Below are 20,982 nucleotides of genomic sequence, written 5' to 3'. Positions count from 1 at the left end.
CAGTGGCAGGGACAAGGCTCCCGATGGCGCTGCACAATCAACTAAGCCGGCGAACGCGACGAAGAGCGAGAAGAGGGGGGTGATCAGCGCAACGATTTACGATCGTGGCAATATTCCCGCTTCAGAAGGAACGATTGAGAACAATCGCTGGACCAAATGGATCAATGCGAACTCTCCGGTCGACGTCAAGTTCGTGCCAATTGCCCGAGCGGAAGCAGCGCAGAAGGTGAACGTCCTGTTCGCTTCCGGCGACGCACCCGATCTTATTTTCGAGTACGATCCGAACATCAAGAATCCGCTCTACGATCAGAAGCAATTGATGCCGTTGGACGACTTGATTGAGAAGCATTCTGTCGAGTACAAGAAGTTTCTGCAGAAGTTCCCCGCTGTCAAGGATGCTGGACTAAAGAGCGACGGGAAGCTGTACGAGTTCGGCAAGTTGAATGAGGTCATGCTGCAGAATGTCATCATCATCCGAAACGATTGGCTCAAGAAGCTCAATCTGCCGGTACCGAAAACGACGGACGAGCTGCTGCAAACCGCGATCGCCTTCGCGAATAACGACCCGGACGGGAACAACAAGAAAGATACGTTCGGGATTTCCCTCAGCTCGAACGTAGGCGGCGCGTTGACCCAATTGTTCGGTGTGGCGATGGATATTGACGACAGCGGTCAAGCGTTCTATCCGTTCGAACGGCAGAAGTCGTTTGTCGATTTCCAAAAAAGCTTGTACGACGGCGGCATTGTCGATAAAGATTTCTTGACTGACAAGAATGGCGCCAAAGCGAAACAAGACTTTCTGAATGGCAAGCTCGGCATTTACCCGGCGCAAGGGAATACGTTCAGTATTTGGTACGAGTTGTTCGTGACGAATTATGCCACGATTAAGGCGAATGCTCCCGGCGCTGAACTGACGATCATTCCGTTCCCGAAATCGCCAAACGGCCAGTTTATGTCCGGTTTGGTCAATCCGCTGCAAATGACAGCGGTCGTGAACGCCGCCGCGAAAGACCCCGTTTCGGTCATCAAATATATCGACTTTCTGCTTACGCCGATGGCCGGCGTCACGTTATCGAACGGGATCGAAGGCGAGCATTACAAGAAAGGCGTCAACGGTTGCCCGGTCGTATTAGACGTACAGAAGCAAAAGACGGAAGTCAGCTATCATGCCGGCGTCGATTACGACATGGTGTATAACAAAACCGAAGACGGCGTATGCGGATTTCTCGCCAGCAATTTCGATCCGGGCAAGCCGGAGGAGAAAGTCGCGCTCGATTTGTTCAAGCTGTCCATGAACAACTTGTACAGCACGAACCCGTCCATGTACCCGGCTATTACGCATAGCGAGCATTTGCCGACGTTGCCGAACGATTTGAAAGTCGCGCTGGAGAATATCAACAAGCAGACATCGGAAATATGGACGAAAGCGATTCTGGGAGGAAGCAAGTATACGACCGATCAAGCGCTCGGCGAAGCGAAGGCGATTTGGGAGCGTGAAGGCGGCAAGAGAATCCAGGAGTTCTATACGAAGTGGTACAAGGAAAACAAGGATAAGGCGTTCCTGCCGAAGAAGATGTATGACATTATCGATAGCCAGAAAGCGAAGCAACAACAATTACTAAAATAGGTGGCTCCAGAACGGGAGCAAGTGCCGCCATGATGGAAGATTACCTTTTGCGCGGTGGCCGCAGCGTCATGTCTGCTCGTTGCGGCCGCGTGCAGCAAGGATGAGGAATCTGACGGTTGCGCTTTGTCAAGACGAGAGATTTGGAAGGATTGCCGCTTTGAATTACTTGACTAAATGTATGTGAATGCATGTGCTCTCCCATTAAGTAGACAGCTACTTGTTGCACGAGGAGGATATCCAATGAAGTTATACGTCTCTGCGGACATGGAAGGCATCACGGGAATTGTCGATGCCAGCTTTGTCACCTATGACCAGCAGCACTACGTAAGAGGCCAGCATTTGATGACGGGCGATGTCAATCAGGTGCTGCAGGCGGCATATGCGCATGGCGGCCGCGAAATACTTGTCAATGACAGTCACGGCAGAATGAACAACATTGTGATCGAGGAGTTGGACCCCCGCGCGCAGCTCATTTCCGGCATCGTCAAGCCTTATTGCATGATGCAGGGACTGGACGACAGTTGCGACGGCGCGCTATTCGTCGGTTATCACGCCCGCGCTTCGCAGAAGGGAGTGCTCTCCCATACAATGACCGGATTGCTGAAGAACGTGTACATTAATGAAACATTGATCGGCGAATTCGGGTTCAATGCTTATATCGCCGGTTATTACAACGTGCCGGTTCTGATGGTGACGGGAGACGACCAAATTGCCGCCGAAGCTGAAGCGCTCATTCCCGGCATTACGACGGCGATAGTGAAGCAATTCGTCTCGCGCGTTTCCGCCCGTTGCCTTTCACCGCTCGATAGCGCGGAGTTGCTGCGGAAAAAGACGCAAATTGCGCTCGAACACAAAGATCGCGTTCAGCCGCTAACCCCTCCTGATGAACCGCTGCTGCGCGTAGAATTCAACGGCTATGCGCAGGCGGAATGGGCGGCATTCATGCCCGGCGCCGAGCTGGAAACGGGCACGACGATCGTGCGTTACCAAGCGAAACATATACTGGATGCTTACCGGGCGTTATTGACGATGATTAAATTGTCTTCATAAGCCGACAAGCGTTCTCATGTTGCACAATCAATTGACTTCATATACAGAGGAGGAAGCGTGCCATGAAAGCAAACCGCAAAGCGACTCCCGAACTTGAGCTGACGCTATATCGTCCGGTCGGTCTCGCCAGAAGTGTCAAAACGATGGCGGATATCGGAGAAGAACAACTCAAGCAATATCGCGAGGAAGGCTACATTCTGGTTGAGCAGTTCTTGAACGAAGCGGAAGTTCAAACGTGCAAAGAGGCGCTGACAGATATCGTCTTCGGAAGAGCGATCGGCCGCGTTCAGTATGGCATATCGATCGATCAAATTGCGCCCGGCGTCGACCGGGAGCTTGAAGTGCGCAAGATACATGATTTTGCCGGTGTCGAGTCAAGATTGCAGCAAGTGATTGATCACCCGCACATTCATGCTGTGTTGGAGAAAATTTTCAGCGAAAAAGCGAAACTTGCGCAGGAGATGGCCTTGATGAAGCCTGCTCACGGCGGCGGGGAGAAACCGTGGCACCAGGATATGGCGTATGGCGCACTCGCTTGGTCCAAAGCGGTTTGCGGCGTATGGATTGCGCTGGACGATGCGGAAGTGGACAACGGCTGCATGCGCATCATTCCCCGCTCTCACATGGAAGGCGCTATTCCTCACTATGCCGTGCGAGACTGGCAAATTTGCGACACGAACATTACCGCAAACCGCGTTCTTGCCGCTCCGGTACGGGCGGGAGGCGTGCTCATTTTCCACGGGTTGCTGCATCATGGCACGCCGACCAACAATTCGGCGAACCGGCGGCGTTCACTGCAGCATCATTATGCGCCGGTTTCGGCGGAGAAGCTGTCGCCCCAGGAATACAAACGTTTATTTACGAATGAGATGACCGGAGCGGAATGTTAACAGGATTGCAGACACTGCCGAGTTAGCCGTCGGCTTGTCTGCACAAGGAGAATGAGATTATGGATGAGCAAAGAAGATCTGCTTTGGAAAGCTGCATAAACGAATGGATGGCACGGTATCAGGTTCCCGGCACGGCAGTTGCTGTCGCTGAACACGGCAAACCGGTCTTTATGAGAGGTTTCGGCTATCGTGACGTCGAGAATCAGCTTGAAGTTACGATGGATACTGTATTCGGCCTTGCCTCTTTGACGAAGTCGTTCACTTGCGCGGCGATAATGGTCTTGCAAGAACAGGGCAAATTGTCCGTTGACGACCCGGTCATTCGCTATTTGCCGGAATTCAGAACGCCTGATGCGCAGATGACGAAGCAGATCCGTATTCGCCATTTTATGTCGCATTCCAGCGGCATTCCGCCGTTGCCTACGCTCATCTTTGCTATGAAGCGATCGACCTCGGCAGATCCGTCCACGCAAGACTATTCCGGTATGGAGCTGCTGCGGCAAGATCACGGACCGATCGACACATTCGAAGAACTGATGCAATATATCGGCGAATTGGACTATAAATTATTGGGGGCTCCCGGTACGGAATACAGTTACTCCAACGATTGTTACGGCATGCTCAGCGCCATCGTCGAACGGGTCAGCGGCATGAAGTATGAAAGCTATGTCGAGCGTGTTGTGCTGCAGCCGGCCAATATGGAGAAGACCTCGTTTGACGTAGACAAACTGAAGCGCCATTGCGAGATGACGACACTGTATGTTGCGAAATCTACAGACGGCGGGGGGAAAACGGTGTATGCCGCTCCGTTATGGTGGGAAGCGCCAGCGATGGTGGGAACCGGCTTTCTACGCTCGACCGCCCGGGACATATTGAAATATTTGGAGATTTACCGGACTGGCGGCCTCGCAGGAGACCGGCGCATTCTTACAGAAGCAAGCGTGAAACAAATGGTACATCCCCACATGGAAACAGCGCCCGGCAAGTTTTACGGGTTCGGATTATCGACGTATAAGGACGAGAACGGCCATACGCGCTTCGAGCACTCCGGGGGACTCAAGGCGATTTCATCTCGTATGTGCATCCTCCCGGAGCAAGGCATCACCGGCGTCGTTTTGGCGAACCTGGCCCATGTTCCGGTAAGCGCTCCGCTGTCGGCCGCAGTCAATAGCGTACAAAGGATTGACATTCGTACGACCCCGATCAAGCGCAAAAGCTTCGAATTGTCGTCGGTTGAGCTCGCCGCGTATACAGGTCGTTACGTTTCGGGAGAAAGCGACGCCATAGAGGTCAAGTTGGAAGAAGGCACGCTGTATTACGTCGGCAAGACGGTACGAATGCCAATGAAGCCGATCGCCGAACGAGACTTGTTCATCCTCGAGAAAGAGGACGAAGAGCCGATGATCCGCTTTATTCGCGATACTGCAGGCAATGTGAACCGGCTGTCCAATGGATCCAGGCAAATATGGAAAGAGTAGGGGCTGGGATCAAGGCAGGCTCCATTGCAACAGAAACAAGCCGCTACGATAAGCAGCCTGTTTGTGCCGCAATACTTGACCTTCCCGGGCTATCCGCCTCTATCAAGCTGAATCCAAGGGAATCTCCTTAACGAGCTGAATTGTTGGTCTCCGGATCTTTGGCGCGGCTAAAGTCTAAAGCTGTTGTAACGAATAATTCCACACCGGATTCCAACGCTTGTTCATTGATCATAAATTTCGGGTGATGGTGAGGGTAATTTTCCTCGTTGTTGATGCTTCCGGCGCCCAAAAATACAAAACAGCCTGGCACAACGTTTGAAAAAGCCGAAAAATCCTCGCTTCCCATGATCGGCTTCAGCAGGTAGCGCCGCTCATCGCCAAATGTTCGGTTAATGTTTTTTTTCACGAAAGATGTGAATTGATGATCGTTAATAACGGCGCTATGTCCCCTTAAGTAGTCCATTTCATAGGAACATTCGTTCGCTTCAGTAAGTCCTTTTGCATATTGTTCTATCCATTGTGGAATTTGTTCGCGAATATCGGGATCAAATGTGCGGACCGTCCCCCCGATTGATGCTTTATCGGGAATGATATTGGGGGCGTCGCTTCCTTGCATTTGCGTGACAGATATGACTGCCCGCGCAGCAGAGTCGATTTTACGCGAAACGATGTGATTGATCCCGGTAATAAGCTGAGCAGCTACAGCAACGGGATCCTTACATTGGTGCGGAGTTGAAGCGTGACCGCCTTGGCCCTGAATGACGATTTTAAACGCATCCATTGACGCAAGAATGGGGCCGTCGTTTATGCCGATAAGTCCCGTTGGCACTTGCGACGAAACATGCAGACCCAAAACCGCATCAACGCCACCAAGCACCCCCGCACTGACCATTTCTTGCGCCCCGCCAGGAATTAGCTCTTCGGCATGTTGGAACAGAAAGCGAATTTCACCATGAATTTGCTTCTTCAAATTTGTTAATACTTTGGCCGCACCTAATAATATGGCCGTATGAGCGTCATGTCCGCATGCGTGCATGACACCAAAGTTTTTGGATGCAAATGGCAGGTTCGTTTCTTCCAGGATCGGAAGCGCGTCCATATCTGCCCGTAGCGCAAGCACTCTACCTGGTTTAGCGCCGATTAATCGAGCCATGACGCTCGTTTGTGTAGGGCGGGATAGCTCCAGATTGCCAAAGGATTGGAGGATATCATAAACATATTGTGAAGTTTTTGTTTCCTGAAAGGAAAGCTCAGGATTTTCATGAAGATGGCGTCTCCATGTGATCACATCCATATTTACACCTTTAACCGACTCTCGTATTCCGGTCTCTTCTTCAATCATATTAATGTCCCCCTGACTACGCCCAATATCATTTCTTTGAAATAAATTGGGAGTGAAGTTACACACCGGAATAAGCCATAAACCCGCCATCGATCGGAACCGTAATCCCGGTTACAAACCCTGACGTTGCTTCATCCGCAAGCCAGACCAGCGTTCCGAGCAAATCCGCCGGCTCGCCGAACCGGCGCATCGGAGTATGGGTGATAATTTTATGAGAGCGATCCGTGAAGGAACCATCCTCATGAATTAACAACTTCCGATTCTGCGTAGTCAGGAAAAAGCCAGGGGCAATGGCATTCACCCGAATTCCCGAGTCGGCCATATGGACGGCAAGCCACTGGGTAAAGTTATCAATAGCCGCTTTCGCTGCGCTATACGCAGGCACCTTCGTCATTGGCGACGGCGCGCTCATGGAAGACACGTTGATGATGACGCCTCCCGGCTTCTCCAGCATCTGCTTGGCGAATATCTGAGTGGGAATGAGCGTGCCCAGGAAGTTTAAGTTAAAGACATACCCGAAGCCCGCTTCCGTAAGGTCAAAGAATGTTCGGATTTCGCTGTTCATAAGATCTTCAGGCTTGAACGTTTCAAGCGTTGTGCTCCCGTCTGGATGATTGCCGCCTGCTCCATTGATCAATATATTGCAGGGGCCCAGCTCCTCCAAGACAACTGCAGCAGCGTGTCTCATGCTGTCCGCATCCAGCACATTGCAGCTTACAGCAATCGCTTCTCCGCCAGCTTCCCGGATGGACCGGGCAATTAGTTCCCCTGTATTCTGCGTACGATTCAGGACTGCCACCTTAACGCCTTGACGACCCAGTTCCTTCGTCATAGCGGCGCACAGCACGCCGCTGCCGCCTGTTATCACGGCGGTACGACCTTTTAGATTGTCGTGTAAAGGAATCATTTCCGTCCACCTCGCTTCATGCGCTCTATAGTATCCCAAACACCCCATAAATACATAATCCCTAACGCACGATCATAGAGGCCGTAGCCTGGTCGACAGCGTTCATCCCAGATGTGCCGGCCATGATCGGGTCGAGTGTACCCGGTAAATCCAATATTATGAAACGCACGAACGACTTCGCAAATATCGACTGTCCCGTCGGCAGTCCGGTGCGACGTCTCAATAAAATCGCCGTTCCCGTAAACGCGTACATTGCGAATGTGGGCGAATGGAATGCGATCCGCAAACTCGTGCACCATCGCAAGAATATCATTGCTCGGGTTTGCTCCGAGCGATCCTGAGCATAAGGTGATCCCATTATACGGACTGTCGACGAAGGATAGTATCCGGCGGATGCTGTCCTGCCCCGTTACAATTCTAGGCAGTCCGAATATGGTCCATGGCGGATCATCTGGATGAATTGCCATCTTGATATCGTTCCGTTCGGCAGTGGGGATGATTCCCTCCAGGAAGTAGCGAAGATTGTCGAGAAGATCATGCTCCTTTACGTTACGATAAGCCTCAAATAGTGGGGCAAGGCGCTTCAACCGCTCCGGCTCCCAGCCGGGCATCGTAAAGTCGGGATTGGCCGTAATTTGGCGAACCAACTCATCGGGGTCCATGCTGCTTACTTTGCTCTTCTCGTAGAAGAGGGCGGTGGATCCGTCTTCTAGCTCTTTAAATAGATCTGTCCGAATCCAGTCAAAGACCGGCATAAAGTTGTAGCAAATCGTCTTTACGCCGACCAGGGCGAGTTTCTCAATGGTTTTTTTATAATTCTCAATATAGCGATCGCGGTTGGGCAACCCAAGTTTGATGTCTTCATGTACATTGACGCTCTCGACGACTTCCAGATGGAGGCCGAATGGCTCCACCTGTCGTTTATAGGCCAGAATCTTATCCATCGGCCATTCTTCGCCGACAGGGACATCGTGGAGAGCCCACACGATTCCTTCCACACCGGGGATTTGCTTGATATGCTTAAGCTGAACCGGATCGTTTCCATCGCCGAACCAGCGAAATACCATTCTCATTCGATCACATTCCTCACCTATTCATCGTCAATTCACTTTTATAGCCATATCCTGAGCTCTCAGACACAATTCAGCCGCCATGAACGCATGCTCTTGCGTCATCGCGTTCTCTGTCCGATTCAAGCAGTCCAGGATCAATTCGCCAAAGAACGGATAACCGACTTGACCGTCAACATGAAAATGATATTCGCCTTCTTTATTGACCAGATATACATGATTGCCGGTCTGATCGCGAGCTATATCGATATATTTTCGAAGTTCGATGTAGCCCTCGGTGCCCCAAATAATCGTGCGTCCGTCCCCCCATGTAGCGAGGCCATCAGGTGTTAGCCAATCTACCCGAAAGTAATGTGTCGCTCCATTGTCTCCGAGCAGCGTTGCGTCACCGAAGTCTTCGAGCTCCGGATAGTCGGGGCAAGTATAGTTCGCCACTTTACTGTGCAGCACCTCTGCCTTTTTACAACCGGCATAGAAGAGGAACTGCTCGATTTGATGGCTGCCAATGTCGCACAGGATACCGCCATAGCGATCTTTCTGAAAGAACCAGTCCGGCCTCGATGAGGCATTCAAGCGATGAGGACCGAAGCCGGTTACTTGCACAATTCGGCCTACAGCGCCTTGCCGGATCAACTGGCTGGCATAAACAGCGGATTCTACATGCAATCTCTCGCTATAATAGACCATGTATTTTTTACCCGTTTCAAGAACTTTGGCGCGAGCCATTCGCAGCTGCTCCAGGGTAGTAAAGGGCGCCTTATCCGTGAAATAATCTTTGCCAGCGTCCATGACCCTTAAGCCAAGAGCACACCGTTCAGAAGTAATGGCTGCACCAGCGATCAAGTGGACCTCCGGATCAGAGAGAACCTGCTCCTCTGAAGAAGCGATTTGTACTTGCGGGTATCTTCTTGTGAATGCTTCCGACTTGGCAGGGTTACGGTCATAAACCCATTTAACGGTCGCTCCGGCTTCGAGCAAACCGTTTACCATCCCGTAGATGTGTCCGTGATCAAGCGCAATGGCGGCAATTACAAATTGTCCGGGCGTAACGACCGGAGCAGGCTTTCCTTTGGGCGCATAATTCATTCCGTCCATGTTTGACATATTCCCATTCCTCTTCAAAAGGTTAGATTTGATATGTTGTCGGAGCTATTTGGCGTCAAATCGACCTGTCGTTATGTGCTGTGCTGCAAAGTTCTCGATATGGCTGCTCTTCTCGTAAAAATGAGGGACATTCTTTCTGACGCCTTCGACGGTGTAGAACGGATCATCCTTTGACATCGGTAGTTGGACCGTTTCACCGGTACTGGCGGACTTATAGATGCTCGTAATGAGCTCCAGTGTTTTCCGGCCGCTGATGCCATCGATGAGAACCGGCTCGCCTGTTTCAATGGCGCCCAGTACATTATCGATCTGCGCGGTATGGCCTTCATACGGCAAATCTGGAAATTGGTCGTAATACTGCTGAATCTGCTGCTCTATCTCTCGATTGCTCAAGGGAAAGCCGTTTGGCGCCGAAGCAGAAGCTTTTATTTTCCATGGAGCCGAAATGCGCGCCTGTTGACCTTGAAAAATGATTTGCTGCTCTTCTCCGTGGTGAACGACAGAGCTTGTAATTTGCCCAAGCACTCCGTTCGAATAGCGCAGCAGGGCAATGGACAAATCTTCAACCTCCGCATTATCATGAGCGACATTGTTCATGATAGCCTGAACTTGACTGGGACTGCCCAGCATCCAGAGCAAGGCGTCAATGTGATGAACCGCGTGATTCAACGTGCAGCCGCCGCCTTCCTTTTCCCAGGTGCCTCGCCACCAAAGATCGTAATAACTGTGCCCGCGCCACCAGAAAGAATCGACTTGGGCATGAAGGATTTTTCCTGCCAAACCGCTATCCAGGACGTGCTTCAGCTTCATCATGGGCTCTCGGAAACGATTCTGGGCAACGACGGACAAGATTTTACCGCTTTGTTGAGCGGCTTCGATCATGTCATCGCATTCCTGCAGGGAAGCGGCCATCGGTTTCTCCACGATGACGTGACTTCCTGCATGCAAAAAATCAATCGTAACTGGCGCATGAAAGGATGGAGGCATACAAACGGAAACAAGATCGATCCCTGCGTGAAGCAGCTCTTGATAATCATTTACAACATTAGCGTCCAATCCGTACTTCTCCCTCATCGCTTCCGCCTTCTCGGGATAGAGATCGCAAAGCGCGACAATTTTGCAGCGTTTCTGAAACTGCAAATAACCTTCCACATGTCTTGGAGCAATCGCTCCCGCGCCGATAATAGCTACATTCAGCATGAATATGCCCTCCTTGGAGCTTTTAGGGTCCCCGCTAAAGTGCTCGTAATTTGCTTCGGAGGTTCTCGTCATTCCGGCGGGATAATTCGCGATACATCCGGAACAAGAACCTGCGAGCTAGAAATCTTGCTTCGGAAGCGCATGCCTGTTTCCTACAACGATCATAGCCGAAGCATTGTTCTTATTGTGATTCCATATGAGGGTGAAAATGATACTGGATTGCGGGTTTGTGCAATGGTATATTCGGTTTAGGAAAAGATTGAAACGAAGAGGGTGGAGGATTTGCCCATTTCAACGAGCAATTATTCGGAGGAACCGTTATATTTGGCTTATAGACGCAGAAGTATAAATCATACGCATAAAGAAACGTTTCATTCCCATCTTGGTTTGGAGTTGCTGTACATTCATCAGGGGGAAGGGGTGATGATTGTTAATAATACAAGGTATGACATCCGATCGGGCATGTTTTGTATTTTTCAACCTTGCCAGCTTCATCATCTGCAGCTTGAATATGAGGGCGGGAAAAGCTTCGAACGGTCGTTGGCCATTTTCGAACCCACCATGTTTGAATCATATTTTACGAAATGGCCGGCACTTCATAGCTTTTTCAGGTTTATTTACTTGGGGAAACTTGCCTCTCCCTGTGTGTACGATATCGATGATTGTTATGCGCTGGACAGTGTTTATCGAAGTATGCACGCGAAAATGCCCAAGCTGTCGGAATCCGAGAAAATGGAGGAAATTTCATTGTTTCTTCTTGTCCTTATTCGGACGCTGAAAGATATATGGGAGCGGCATATCGAACTCGCACCGGCTCATCCAATCCGTCGAAAAACCCACCAAGTGGAAAATATATTAAATTGGATTGAGGCTAACTATATGATGCCGTATCGACTTGATGAAATGGCCCGATCGCTGCATCTTTCCCCGCACCATCTATCGCATGTATTTAAAGATGCAACAGGGATCAGTATCTCCGAGTACATGGCGACCCGCAGAATTCATCAATCCATTACACTCCTTACGACAAGCGATAAACCCGTTTCACTGATCGCAGAAGAGATTGGTCTCGTAAATACTTCTTATTATTGTCGAATCTTTAAATCTCAGATGGGCATAACGCCACATCAGTATCGCAAAAAATGGGCGGTTCATTAAAATGAACCAAGGGGTTAGTCACCCCTGCTGTTTGATTGCAGAAACGGACGCTGTCACTTCATGATGCGACACCGTTTCTTTCTCTTGCACAAAATACTTGCTCAAGCGCAAGGGGGGCGGATATACTTGTTTTGAAGTCTGAAATTCATTTTGTAGATATTTGTGAAGAATTTGCTTCATATCACGAACCGCTACAAACCGCGAAAGAAATCGGTGCGCTAACAGGGGCGAGCGAAACGACGGTCATTCGTTTCTGCTTCGCACTTGGCTGCTCGGGGTACGGCATGTTGCGGGAACAAATTCACAAGTTGCTTCTGATGCCGAAGCAGCAGCACAATCCGCTGCATACGTTCATTGAATCGGCTGGCGTTTGGAGCGACGGATCGGCTTCTGCGCAACATGTCGTCGAACGAGTTATCGCAAGCTTGTCAGAAATGCTCGCCGCTCTCGACAGCAATACCTTGCGAAGGGCCAAAAACTTTTAAGGGAGGCAGAGGATATGAAGGTGCTCATTGGTCAAATCGCTCACGAAACCAATACGTTTGCTGGCGGCCCGACAACAGAGGACATGTTCAAGCTTTATGAATGGGACATCGGCGAGCAATTGCTGGAGCGGCATCGAGGCAACCGCACCGGTACGGGGGGATTGATTGACGGGGCACTTCAGGCGGGCTTTACAATCGTGCCCACGTTCGGTGGTTTTGCATGCCCGTCCGGCATTATCGCCCGCGATGCATATGACAGCATGAAGCAATTGCTGCTTGCCGGCATCCGACAAGCCGATCTGTTTGATGCCGTCTGCTTGTCTCTGCACGGCGCCGGAGTTGCCGAAGGGATTGAAGATGTTGAAGGCGATATTATCCGATCCGTTCGTGAACTGGTTGGGGATGCCGTTCCGATCGTCGTCATATTGGATCTCCACGCCAATATGACCGAGCAGATGGTCGGCGCGGCTGATATTATCCTCGGCGATAATTATTACCCGCACATCGATTCGTATGAAAGAGGGCTGGAAGCGATCGATTTGCTGAAACGATCGCTGTCCGGAAGCATTAAACCGGTCATGCATCTCGTCACGCTGCCGTTGATGATTCCGACGTCCGCTACGCATCTGCATCCTGTTAACGAAATCAACGAACGATGCTGGAGCTGCGAGCAGCGGAAGAACGTGCTTGATTGCACGTTTTACCACGGATTCCCTTATGCCGATATCGAAGCGGCCGGCGCTTCCGTGCTCGTCATTACGAATGATGACGCTCGGCTGGCCGCAACGATTGCTCGCGAGGTTGCGGACGAAGTCATGGAGCGCAAGGAACAGTTTTTCAAGCCGTACCCGGATCCGGCCGAAGGGGTGCGTTTGGCGCTGCAATCGCCGGCGCGACCGGTTGTGATCAATGAGACGGCGGACAATCCGGGAGGTGGTGCCCCCGGAGACGGGACGCACCTGCTGCGCGCGCTCGTAGAAGCGAGAACGGAAGAAGCAGTGTGCTTCGGGTTCATTTACGACCCCGAAGTAGCACTAGCGGCCCATCGTTCCGGCGTCGGGAATATGATCGAGATTGATTTGGGGGCAAAAACCGATACGCTTCACGGTACTCCGCTGCACGCAAGCGCCTATGTAAAGACTTTATCCGACGGCAAATTCGTCACATCTTCCCCGATGGGGAAAGGGACCCAAAACACTTTGGGTTTGTCGGTCAGACTGCAGATTGAAGGGGTTGACGTCATCGTCTGCTCCGTACGAAGTCAGGTGTTCGATGAACAAATTTTTCTGCTTCACGGCATCGACATCACGCAATATAAGCTGGTCGCGCTTAAATCCAGCCATCATTTCCGCGCGTCGTTCGAGCCAGTTTGCGAGGAGATCATTACAGTCGATTCGCCAGGCCTGAATAGCATGAACTTTCAAGCTTTTGTCTACGAGCGCATACAAAGGCCGAAGTATCCGTTCGATGCGCTTGGATGATCAATCGATTTGCGTAAAAGGGGGGATTATGAGCGATCATGGCGATACGCGCTCGATCGCAACAAAGGAATGGTTTCTGGAAAATACCGGGACCAATTTTCTTGAAAACTTAACAACATCTAGGTGGTGGTTTTTGAATGAAAGTTGGAGTAATTATGGGAGGTAATTCGTCAGAACGTGAGGTCTCGTTGAAAACTGGAAATGAGATCATTAAATATCTAAATAAAGATAAATACGAAACAATTCCTATAGAAATTACCAGTGGAGAGGAACTTTTCGGGTATACTGACAAGATAGATTTTGCACTATTAGCTTTACATGGTCAATTTGGTGAGGACGGAACTATTCAAGGTTATTTTGAAACTATGGGTATACCCTATTCTGGTTGTGGCCTTCAGTCGAGCAGCATTTGTATGGATAAGGCAGTATCAAAGATGTTACTTCGCTTCAACGGAGTGTGTACTCCTGATTGGATTGTTATACATAAAGATGAACCAATAGAAAAATATAAATTGGAAAAATTAGGGTTACCATTGTTTGTCAAACCTAATTTTGGCGGTTCAAGCATTGGGGTTAAAAAAGCCGTAAGTTATCAAGAATTTACAGATGCCATTTGTGAAATTATGAAGACGGATAAGGAAGTAATCGTTGAACAATTTATTGAAGGTACGGAAATTACGTGTTCAATTTTAGGTGAAGAAATGCTGCCCATAATTGAAATAAATTCGAAAACTGATTTTTTTGATTATCAATCCAAATATGGCCCTAATGGGGCAGATGAACGTTTGGTGCAATTACCAACAGAAGTATATGAGCGGGTAAAATCAGCTGCATTAACTGCATATAAAAGTTTAAAATGCAGTGTTTATGCAAGGGTCGATATGATTTTGCAAAAGGGAAATCCCTTTGTATTAGAAGTGAATACCCTTCCAGGATTAACGCAGTCCAGTCTTTTTCCACAAAGTGCACGTGCCGCAGGGATCTCAATGACGGAACTGCTAGATCAAATCATCCTTTTGTCGTTGGAACGAAGAATGGAATTCCCTAAATACTCTTAGGAGCAAAATAGTTCTCGGATATCTATTTAATCGCATTATCCCTATTATTTGGACGTTATAAAGCATGTTTGGGGAAGCGGATTTGACGAAGGCGCCGGGTTCGACCAGTTTCCGAAGGTTTACGACTGCGCAATATCGTATCCGAAGGAGTGGGCGGCAGGGGAAGCGGGTAGGAATGAAGAATGGGAAATACATGATGACGGCCACCCGCCGATAATCAACCGAATTCGTTTATACGTTTTTCAGGTAGCTGGACTCGAGGCTGGCGCGGCGCACCAACTCGCGGTAAGGCAGCAAAAAGAAGTTCGGCGTCTCCTCGGCTAACAATACGCCGACCGAAGGGGCCGTGCTAAGCTCGCGCAAATGAAGCGTCTGCGACATGGCGGACGCCAAATTGCGCGCGTCGTCTTTGCCGCGAAGCGTCAGCACGATAAACTCGTCGCCGGCATAACGGGCAATGTAATCGTTTGCCGAACCGGCCGCGAGCAAATTGTCGGCGAAGGCGACGAGCAGATCGTCGCCGGCGGGATGCCCCCACTTCTTGTTGATTTCGCCGAAGTCGTTCAAATCGAGGAACAACAGCTGAAACGGAATGCGCCGCCGCAGCAAATCGTCGGCTACGTACTCGACATAAGGCGCCTTGTACAACCCGGTAAGCGGGTCCCTGAACCCGGCCAGCGTATACTTCAGCACTTCCCTCGTTACGATCCCGGTCACCTGTTCGTCGCCAGTCGTGACGACCAGCCTCTCGATGCCGTGCCTCTCCATCGTCTCAAGCGCATCCCATACGAAGCAATCGGTTTCAACTGTAACCGGATTGGCGGTCATGGCGTCGGCGACAAGCCGGTTCGGGTGCGACGAGCGGATATCCCGCGAGGTGACGATGCCGATCAAGTGGCCTTCATCCTCGACCAGCAGCGAGCCGACGCGCAGCTCCTCCATTCGCGAGGAAGCGAAACGAATGCTGCGTCCCGATGCGATCCGATGTACCGAAGTCGACATGACGTCCTTGATCTTCATCAAAAAATCACCTCGCGTTCAACCGAAAACGAAACCTTCAACTCGGAACGAAGCACCATCGTGTCGTGGAACATGCCATCCGCCTCTTGCAGCACAAGATCGAGCAGAACGTTCCGGTCAAGCATGTCGAATAGAGAGGTACGGATCAGAACGGCTTCCACTTTCGGATGTTCAGTCGGAATGATCGTATACTGATCGGGTGACAAGGCGTCAGCCATTCTCCTGGCGGCTTCCGGACCAATCTGGGCCTTTCGACCTACTATCAGGATGTCTTGCATCGGCGGCAGCTCGAAATCGGATATTTTCAAGGAGATGACCGCTTTTTTAGACAATTGGTTCGTTCCCATCCGCTACCTCGCTCAACATAATCTATGACTTTATACCCATCATATCGTGTTGAGGTTGCAAAAACAACCGCAACTTGTTGCAAAATGACAATAATGTGACAATATTTCGACAACTTGCATTACGAGGAGAATCCGACAGAGCTTCCTGTAATTTCCTCCATCTGTGCCGGTGTGCAGAAACTGCAGCTTGACAGTACCTTCGTTTTGCGAAGCTTGGCCGCCACTATATTAATCAATCCCGACAGGGCGTCCATCTCATGGTCGTAAGCGGAGAATACGATTGCATATTCGAACAAGCCATCTCTAAGCGGCTTGCGCCGGACGATAGTGCCGAGTATCTTGATTTCCTTGTCGAGCAGGACGAATCGGAACTCAAGCAGGATCGAGCTGTCCGCCGGCAGCATGAGCCGCGACAGGCAGCGCAGCCCGTTGGCGCTAAGATCGAGCACACAGATCGGCGATTTGCGCGATTCGACGGATGCGCCGCTGACGCCGATGATTTTGCATTCGGCATATAGCGGTTGTTCGAAAGTAAGCCGGAAGTACGAACGGGAATTGGTCGACAACGACATCACCCAATAAGCAGGATGGGATATAGTGGCAATAAAAGATCGGACGCGAGTATTATATCACGATTGTCGCCGCGCGTGAACGAGTGCATGAAAGCGGTGCCTTAAGACGGGCATACGTACAGGCGGCAGATCCGGTCGCGCCGGCGGGGCATAATGAAACAGCCAACGGCAGCGCCTCCTGTTCGTGCCTGTGGAGAGCGTGCCATTGGCTGTCATACGCCGATCAGGGCGGCAATCAAAACTTCATGTTGCTGCTGTGTCCCGGTGAAAGCTTGGCGTCGGGATCGATGTACACTTTCGCGTTGTTGACGGCGGTTGGCGCTTCGCCGAAACCGACGGCGATCAGCTTCAGTTTGCCCGGGTAAGTCGTAATGTCGCCGGCTGCGAACAAGCCGGGAATGCTCGTCTCCATGCGGGGATCGACGATGATCGAACCGCCCTCGATTTCGAGACCCCATTCGGAAATCGGCCCGAGCGAGGAAATAAAACCGAAGTTGACGATCACCGCATCGATGTCGAACGTTTCCGATTCGCCCGATTTGCAGTCCTGAATCGTCACTTGCGAAATATCGCCCGTGCCGTGCAAAGAAGTGATTTCTTTCGGTGTCCGGACTTTGACCGCCGATTTCATCAGGTTGTCGACGCTGTGCTCGTGGGCGCGGAATTTGTCGCGACGGTGGATGAGCGTCACTTCCTTGGCGATCGGCTCCAGCATAAGCGCCCAGTCGACCGCGGAATCGCCGCCGCCGCTGATGAGCACGCGTTTGCCGGCGAACATGTTCAAATCGCTGACGAAGTAGTGCAGGTTGCGCTTCTCGAATTGCGCCGCTTCCGGCAGCTCGAGACGGCGCGGCTCGAAAGCGCCGACGCCGGCGGTAATGATGACAGCACGGCCTTCGTGCACGCCTTTGTCGGTGGTGACGACGAAGTGGCGCTCGGCTCGTTTCTCCACTTGCATGACCTTCTCTTCCAGGCGGATGTCCGTCGGGAATAGCGACATTTGCTGTCGCAGATTGTCGACGAGCTCCTGCGCGCGAACTTTCGGGAAGCCAGCCACGTCGTATATGTATTTCTCCGGATACAGCGCGGCAAGCTGGCCGCCCAGCTGCGGCATGCTTTCGATCAGTTTGACGCTCGCCTGGCGCATGCCGCCGTAGAATGCGGCGAACATGCCCGCAGGGCCGCCGCCGATTACGATAATATCGACCATCCCGTCTTGCCTTTCCTGTACGGACACGGAACAAACACTCCTCTAATTGAGAATCCATTTCATTGGTTTCCATTATAAACGTAACGGAGCGGGAATGAAACCTTAAATAGCTCACATATTATGAAAAGAAAGCGACAATTGCATCATTCCCGCTTATTCCATGATTTAAGCTGAAAAACGGCTCGTTTCCCCGAATTCGGCAGCATTTATGCGCCCTCAGCCGGCAAATTGACGCTTGCTATTTGCCTGGAAACGGTATATCATTTCATAAGATTGATTAACTTTGTCGAAACGTTGCCCAATGGATGTCGACGGGTCCGGATATATTTTCGCTCTTCCCCGTGCAAACTAGGCTTGCTTGTATTTTTTCGCCGGCCATTGTGTAATTTTTCACAAATGTTTAATCGTATAAAAACATAAGCCACGGGATGGGATACGAGATGAGCCGAATACCTAGAATCGTCATTTTGGGAGCCGGATACGGCGGAATTGTCACGGCCATAAGGCTGCAGAAAGAGCTTAATTACAATGAAGCGGACGTTACGCTTGTCAATAAGCACGACTATCACTATATCACCACTCACCTGCACATGCCTGCCGCGGGCACGGACAACCCGGAGAAGGCGCGGGTCGACATCTCGAAGCTGATCGACGAGTTCAAAGTCGATTTCGTGAAAGCGACGGTACTGCAAATCAAGCCGCAGGAGAAAAAAATTATTCTCGCCGACAGCACGCTGTCCTACGATTATTTGGTCATCGGCCTCGGCGGCGAGCCGGAAACGTTCGGCATTCCGGGCTTGCTCGATTATGCGATGAACATTCGCAGCATCAACAGCGTGCGCTTCATCCGCGAGCATATCGAATATCAATTCGCCAAATACAAGCGCGAGCCGTTCCGCAAGGACTACTTGACCTTTGTCGTCGGCGGTGCCGGCTTCACCGGGATCGAGTTCGTCGGCGAGCTGGCCGATCGCGTTCCCGAATTATGCAAGGAATTTGACGTCGACCCGTCGCTCGTCAAAATTTACAACGTCGAGGCGGCGCCAACCGCGCTTCCGCCGGGTTTCCCGACCGATCTCGTCGAATACGCGATCAACGCGCTTACGAACAAGGGCGTCATTTTCAAATTTTCCACGGCGATCAAGGAATGCACGCAGGATGGCGTCGTGCTGGCGAACGGCGAAGTGATCAAATCGTCGACCGTCATCTGGACAGGCGGCGTGCGCGGCAACCGGATTCTGGAGGAAGCCGGGTTCGAAACGGCGAGAGGCCGCGTGAAGGTCGATCAATATTTGCGCACGAACGAGTACGATAACGTGTATGTGGTCGGCGATTGTTCGATCGTCATGAACGACGAGGGACGTCCTTATCCGCCAACGGCGCAAATTGCGACGCAGCAGGGCGACGTTGTCGCGCACAACCTTGTCGCTTCGATCCGCAATACCGCACCCAAGTCGTTCAAGTTCAGCAATAAAGGCACCGTTGCTTCGCTCGGCAAGAACGAAGCCGTCGGCGTCGTCGGCAGCTCGAAGATCAAAGGCTTCTCGGCGTCCCTGATGAAGAAAGCGATTGACCTGCGTTACCTGTATATCATTGGCGGCATCCCGCTCGTGATCAAGAAAGGCAAGTTTTTCTAAAAAATTTGCAGATGAATACGGCCCCGTCGTGGTTTGCGGCGGGCCGTTTTTCCGTAAGAGCGAAGGGGGCGGAGCGGTTGCGTCATTGCAGCGTACAGGTGCGCGGCCTGTTGACCCGCGAAGAGCTGGACCGGTATAACGCGTTGATCGAAGTTGGCCATTTCCTCGAAGCGAACAGCCGCTACGATCTCGTTTATACGGTACAGAAGGAAATCGACATCCTGATTTTGCCGGCAATCGAACGGTTGAAGGAAAAGGGACGACAGCGGGACCGCGATACGGAGCGCTATTTGAACGAAAAGGCGGCTCTGGCAGCGGACGCGGAAGACGATGAGTAGGAATAAAATAACGGCTGCCTGCGGCACTTTGGTGCGCCGGGCAGCCGTATTTATTAGCGTTACACATGCAGCAGCGATTCGAATTTGGCCGGCGTCAGCAAGTTGCCGACGTAGAATTCGCCGAACTCGCCGTAGCGGGCGCTCACTTCGTCGAAACGCATCTCGTACACCAGCTTCTTGAAATTGAGCGCGTCGTCCGCGAACAGCGTAACGCCCCATTCCCAGTCGTCGAAGCCGACGGAGCCGGTTATGATCTGCTTCACTCTGCCGGCGTAGCTGCGGCCGATCATGCCGTGGCTGCGCATCATCGCGCGGCGCTCGTCGATGCCGAGCATGTACCAGTTGTCGTTGCCTTCGCGGCGCTTGTTCATCGGGTAGAAACACATATGGTTCGCTTTCGGCAAGGTCGGCTTGAGCCGCGCCACCAATTCGGGGTCGCTCATCGGGTCGACGCCCGGCTTGGCCATGTAGCTGCTCAGCTCCACAACCGATACATACGAATAGGCCGGGACGGTGTGCTGGGCGAACGCGCTTTTGTTGAACGCCGTCTCCAGCTCGTTCAGCTCTTCCAGCGTCTCGCGCAGGTGCATGAAGCCGAAGTCGGCTTTCTGCCCGACGACGCTGTAAACCGCCGTGCTGCCTTTTTTGTCGTTTTCGACCGTTTGCCAGTCGTTCAGGAAGCTCTGCAGCTCCTCCTGCGCCTGCCGGCGCTCTTGGGCGCTTACGTATTTCCATGACGACCAATTGATAAGGCGGAAATCGTGCAGCGCATACCAGCCGTCCAACGTTTGTACCGCTTCGCTCATCGTATTCGCTCCTTGTCTGTAGCAAATTCAGGCCGTGCGGCCGTATTTCCCCCATTGTACGCGATATGGCGGACCAACTTCAAACACTCGTCCGCTTCGTCACACAATCGACAAACCCGCGCGGCTTTACTTCGCTCCCGCCGCTGCGTTACAATAATGCGGAAAGCGCCGTTCCCGCACGGACGGCGCGCGAGGAAGCTTC

At 51.5% G+C, this 20,982-nt stretch carries 20 protein-coding genes; 10 read left to right on the top strand and 10 right to left on the bottom strand.

Annotation, left to right across the window (positions count from 1 at the left end):
• Positions 1-79 precede the first annotated feature (79 nt).
• From EXY20_RS29905 to EXY20_RS29890, 4 genes are all read left to right on the top strand, one after another.
• Positions 80-1,627 carry an extracellular solute-binding protein gene (locus EXY20_RS29905; RefSeq protein WP_167859628.1) on the top strand — a complete coding sequence of 516 codons (1,548 nt, stop codon included), beginning with the start codon at positions 80-82 and terminating at the stop codon, positions 1,625-1,627.
• 240 nt (positions 1,628-1,867) lie between these two features.
• Complete coding sequence (locus EXY20_RS29900) at positions 1,868-2,677, top strand: M55 family metallopeptidase (protein WP_135556090.1); 810 nt, start codon at positions 1,868-1,870, stop codon at positions 2,675-2,677.
• Between the two features lie 62 nt (positions 2,678-2,739).
• The gene (locus EXY20_RS29895; protein ID WP_135556089.1) at positions 2,740-3,567 is read left to right on the top strand and encodes a phytanoyl-CoA dioxygenase family protein; all 828 of its coding nucleotides are present in this window, start codon (positions 2,740-2,742) and stop codon (positions 3,565-3,567) included.
• Between the two features lie 59 nt (positions 3,568-3,626).
• On the top strand, positions 3,627-5,045 hold the full coding sequence (locus EXY20_RS29890) for a serine hydrolase domain-containing protein (RefSeq protein ID WP_135556087.1): 1,419 nt from the start codon (positions 3,627-3,629) through the stop codon (positions 5,043-5,045).
• A 127-nt stretch (positions 5,046-5,172) separates the two neighbouring features.
• Here the strand turns inward: EXY20_RS29890 and EXY20_RS29885 are convergent, their stop codons facing one another.
• Genes EXY20_RS29885 through EXY20_RS29865 form a run of 5 tightly spaced genes read right to left on the bottom strand, consistent with a single transcriptional unit; the run spans position 5,173 to position 10,668 of the window.
• Positions 5,173-6,387, bottom strand: a complete 1,215-nt coding sequence (locus EXY20_RS29885; protein ID WP_135556085.1) for a M20 metallopeptidase family protein — start codon at positions 6,385-6,387, stop codon at positions 5,173-5,175.
• 58 nt (positions 6,388-6,445) lie between these two features.
• Positions 6,446-7,294: an SDR family oxidoreductase gene (locus tag EXY20_RS29880; RefSeq protein ID WP_135556083.1), complete on the bottom strand. Its 849-nt coding sequence runs from the start codon at positions 7,292-7,294 to the stop codon at positions 6,446-6,448.
• Positions 7,291-8,367, bottom strand: coding sequence for a mannonate dehydratase (uxuA, locus tag EXY20_RS29875; protein WP_135556082.1), 1,077 nt, complete (start codon positions 8,365-8,367; stop codon positions 7,291-7,293). Before uxuA ends, EXY20_RS29880 begins: the two co-directional genes overlap by 4 nt.
• 27 nt (positions 8,368-8,394) lie before the next feature.
• A complete protein-coding gene (locus EXY20_RS29870) occupies positions 8,395-9,468 on the bottom strand; it encodes a Gfo/Idh/MocA family protein (protein ID WP_135556080.1) in 1,074 nt (357 codons plus the stop codon).
• A gap of 45 nt (positions 9,469-9,513) precedes the next feature.
• Positions 9,514-10,668 carry a Gfo/Idh/MocA family protein gene (locus EXY20_RS29865; protein WP_135556078.1) on the bottom strand — a complete coding sequence of 385 codons (1,155 nt, stop codon included), beginning with the start codon at positions 10,666-10,668 and terminating at the stop codon, positions 9,514-9,516.
• A 324-nt stretch (positions 10,669-10,992) separates the two neighbouring features.
• On the opposite strand from EXY20_RS29865, the gene EXY20_RS29860 reads away from it, so the two are divergent.
• The 4 genes from EXY20_RS29860 (at position 10,993) to EXY20_RS29845 (ending at position 14,850) form a co-directional block, all read left to right on the top strand.
• Positions 10,993-11,826 carry an AraC family transcriptional regulator gene (locus tag EXY20_RS29860; protein ID WP_235886261.1) on the top strand — a complete coding sequence of 278 codons (834 nt, stop codon included), beginning with the start codon at positions 10,993-10,995 and terminating at the stop codon, positions 11,824-11,826.
• A gap of 131 nt (positions 11,827-11,957) precedes the next feature.
• Positions 11,958-12,311 (top strand): MurR/RpiR family transcriptional regulator, encoded by a 354-nt coding sequence (locus EXY20_RS29855; protein ID WP_135556073.1) that lies wholly within the window; start codon positions 11,958-11,960, stop codon positions 12,309-12,311.
• 14 nt (positions 12,312-12,325) lie between these two features.
• Positions 12,326-13,792, top strand: coding sequence for a M81 family metallopeptidase (locus EXY20_RS29850; RefSeq protein ID WP_135556071.1), 1,467 nt, complete (start codon positions 12,326-12,328; stop codon positions 13,790-13,792).
• Positions 13,793-13,929: 137 nt separating this feature from the next.
• Positions 13,930-14,850 carry a D-alanine--D-alanine ligase gene (locus EXY20_RS29845; protein ID WP_135556068.1) on the top strand — a complete coding sequence of 307 codons (921 nt, stop codon included), beginning with the start codon at positions 13,930-13,932 and terminating at the stop codon, positions 14,848-14,850.
• Between the two features lie 231 nt (positions 14,851-15,081).
• On the opposite strand, the gene EXY20_RS29840 is transcribed toward EXY20_RS29845, so the two are convergent.
• The 4 genes from EXY20_RS29840 to EXY20_RS29825 form a co-directional block, all read right to left on the bottom strand.
• A complete protein-coding gene (locus EXY20_RS29840; protein ID WP_135556067.1) occupies positions 15,082-15,870 on the bottom strand; it encodes a GGDEF domain-containing protein in 789 nt (262 codons plus the stop codon).
• On the bottom strand, positions 15,870-16,217 hold the full coding sequence (locus EXY20_RS29835; protein ID WP_135556065.1) for a hypothetical protein: 348 nt from the start codon (positions 16,215-16,217) through the stop codon (positions 15,870-15,872). Before EXY20_RS29835 ends, EXY20_RS29840 begins: the two co-directional genes overlap by 1 nt.
• A 119-nt stretch (positions 16,218-16,336) precedes the next feature.
• Positions 16,337-16,783: a PilZ domain-containing protein gene (locus EXY20_RS29830; RefSeq protein WP_167859627.1), complete on the bottom strand. Its 447-nt coding sequence runs from the start codon at positions 16,781-16,783 to the stop codon at positions 16,337-16,339.
• A 241-nt stretch (positions 16,784-17,024) separates the two neighbouring features.
• Positions 17,025-17,999 carry an NAD(P)/FAD-dependent oxidoreductase gene (locus EXY20_RS29825; RefSeq protein ID WP_135556126.1) on the bottom strand — a complete coding sequence of 325 codons (975 nt, stop codon included), beginning with the start codon at positions 17,997-17,999 and terminating at the stop codon, positions 17,025-17,027.
• 440 nt (positions 18,000-18,439) lie between these two features.
• On the opposite strand from EXY20_RS29825, the gene EXY20_RS29820 reads away from it, so the two are divergent.
• Positions 18,440-19,636, top strand: a complete 1,197-nt coding sequence (locus tag EXY20_RS29820) for an NAD(P)/FAD-dependent oxidoreductase (RefSeq protein ID WP_135556061.1) — start codon at positions 18,440-18,442, stop codon at positions 19,634-19,636.
• 77 nt (positions 19,637-19,713) lie between these two features.
• A complete protein-coding gene (locus tag EXY20_RS29815; RefSeq protein ID WP_135556059.1) occupies positions 19,714-19,974 on the top strand; it encodes a hypothetical protein in 261 nt (86 codons plus the stop codon).
• 59 nt (positions 19,975-20,033) lie between these two features.
• On the opposite strand, the gene hemQ is transcribed toward EXY20_RS29815, so the two are convergent.
• Positions 20,034-20,780: a hydrogen peroxide-dependent heme synthase gene (gene hemQ, locus EXY20_RS29810; RefSeq protein ID WP_135556057.1), complete on the bottom strand. Its 747-nt coding sequence runs from the start codon at positions 20,778-20,780 to the stop codon at positions 20,034-20,036.
• Positions 20,781-20,982 lie beyond the last annotated feature (202 nt).

This window comes from Paenibacillus cymbidii (assembly GCF_004764705.1).
GTDB lineage: Bacteria > Bacillota > Bacilli > Paenibacillales > NBRC-103111 > Paenibacillus_AN > Paenibacillus_AN cymbidii.
This window is presented reverse-complemented; position numbering and strand designations above follow the sequence as displayed.

What these genes read in the sequence shown, in the direction of transcription:
- EXY20_RS29840 (WP_135556067.1), bottom strand. Translation starts at nt 15,870, where the DNA reads ATGAAGATCAAGGACGTCATGTCGACTTCGGTACATCGGATCGCATCG.
- EXY20_RS29895 (WP_135556089.1), top strand. Translation starts at nt 2,740, where the DNA reads ATGAAAGCAAACCGCAAAGCGACTCCCGAACTTGAGCTGACGCTATAT.
- EXY20_RS29880 (WP_135556083.1), bottom strand. Translation starts at nt 7,294, where the DNA reads ATGATTCCTTTACACGACAATCTAAAAGGTCGTACCGCCGTGATAACA.
- EXY20_RS29850 (WP_135556071.1), top strand. Translation starts at nt 12,326, where the DNA reads ATGAAGGTGCTCATTGGTCAAATCGCTCACGAAACCAATACGTTTGCT.
- EXY20_RS29890 (WP_135556087.1), top strand. Translation starts at nt 3,627, where the DNA reads ATGGATGAGCAAAGAAGATCTGCTTTGGAAAGCTGCATAAACGAATGG.
- hemQ (WP_135556057.1), bottom strand. Translation starts at nt 20,780, where the DNA reads ATGAGCGAAGCGGTACAAACGTTGGACGGCTGGTATGCGCTGCACGAT.
- EXY20_RS29825 (WP_135556126.1), bottom strand. Translation starts at nt 17,999, where the DNA reads ATGGTCGATATTATCGTAATCGGCGGCGGCCCTGCGGGCATGTTCGCC.
- EXY20_RS29865 (WP_135556078.1), bottom strand. Translation starts at nt 10,668, where the DNA reads ATGCTGAATGTAGCTATTATCGGCGCGGGAGCGATTGCTCCAAGACAT.
- EXY20_RS29870 (WP_135556080.1), bottom strand. Translation starts at nt 9,468, where the DNA reads ATGTCAAACATGGACGGAATGAATTATGCGCCCAAAGGAAAGCCTGCT.
- EXY20_RS29885 (WP_135556085.1), bottom strand. Translation starts at nt 6,387, where the DNA reads ATGATTGAAGAAGAGACCGGAATACGAGAGTCGGTTAAAGGTGTAAAT.
- uxuA (WP_135556082.1), bottom strand. Translation starts at nt 8,367, where the DNA reads ATGAGAATGGTATTTCGCTGGTTCGGCGATGGAAACGATCCGGTTCAG.
- EXY20_RS29845 (WP_135556068.1), top strand. Translation starts at nt 13,930, where the DNA reads ATGAAAGTTGGAGTAATTATGGGAGGTAATTCGTCAGAACGTGAGGTC.
- EXY20_RS29820 (WP_135556061.1), top strand. Translation starts at nt 18,440, where the DNA reads ATGAGCCGAATACCTAGAATCGTCATTTTGGGAGCCGGATACGGCGGA.
- EXY20_RS29900 (WP_135556090.1), top strand. Translation starts at nt 1,868, where the DNA reads ATGAAGTTATACGTCTCTGCGGACATGGAAGGCATCACGGGAATTGTC.
- EXY20_RS29835 (WP_135556065.1), bottom strand. Translation starts at nt 16,217, where the DNA reads ATGGGAACGAACCAATTGTCTAAAAAAGCGGTCATCTCCTTGAAAATA.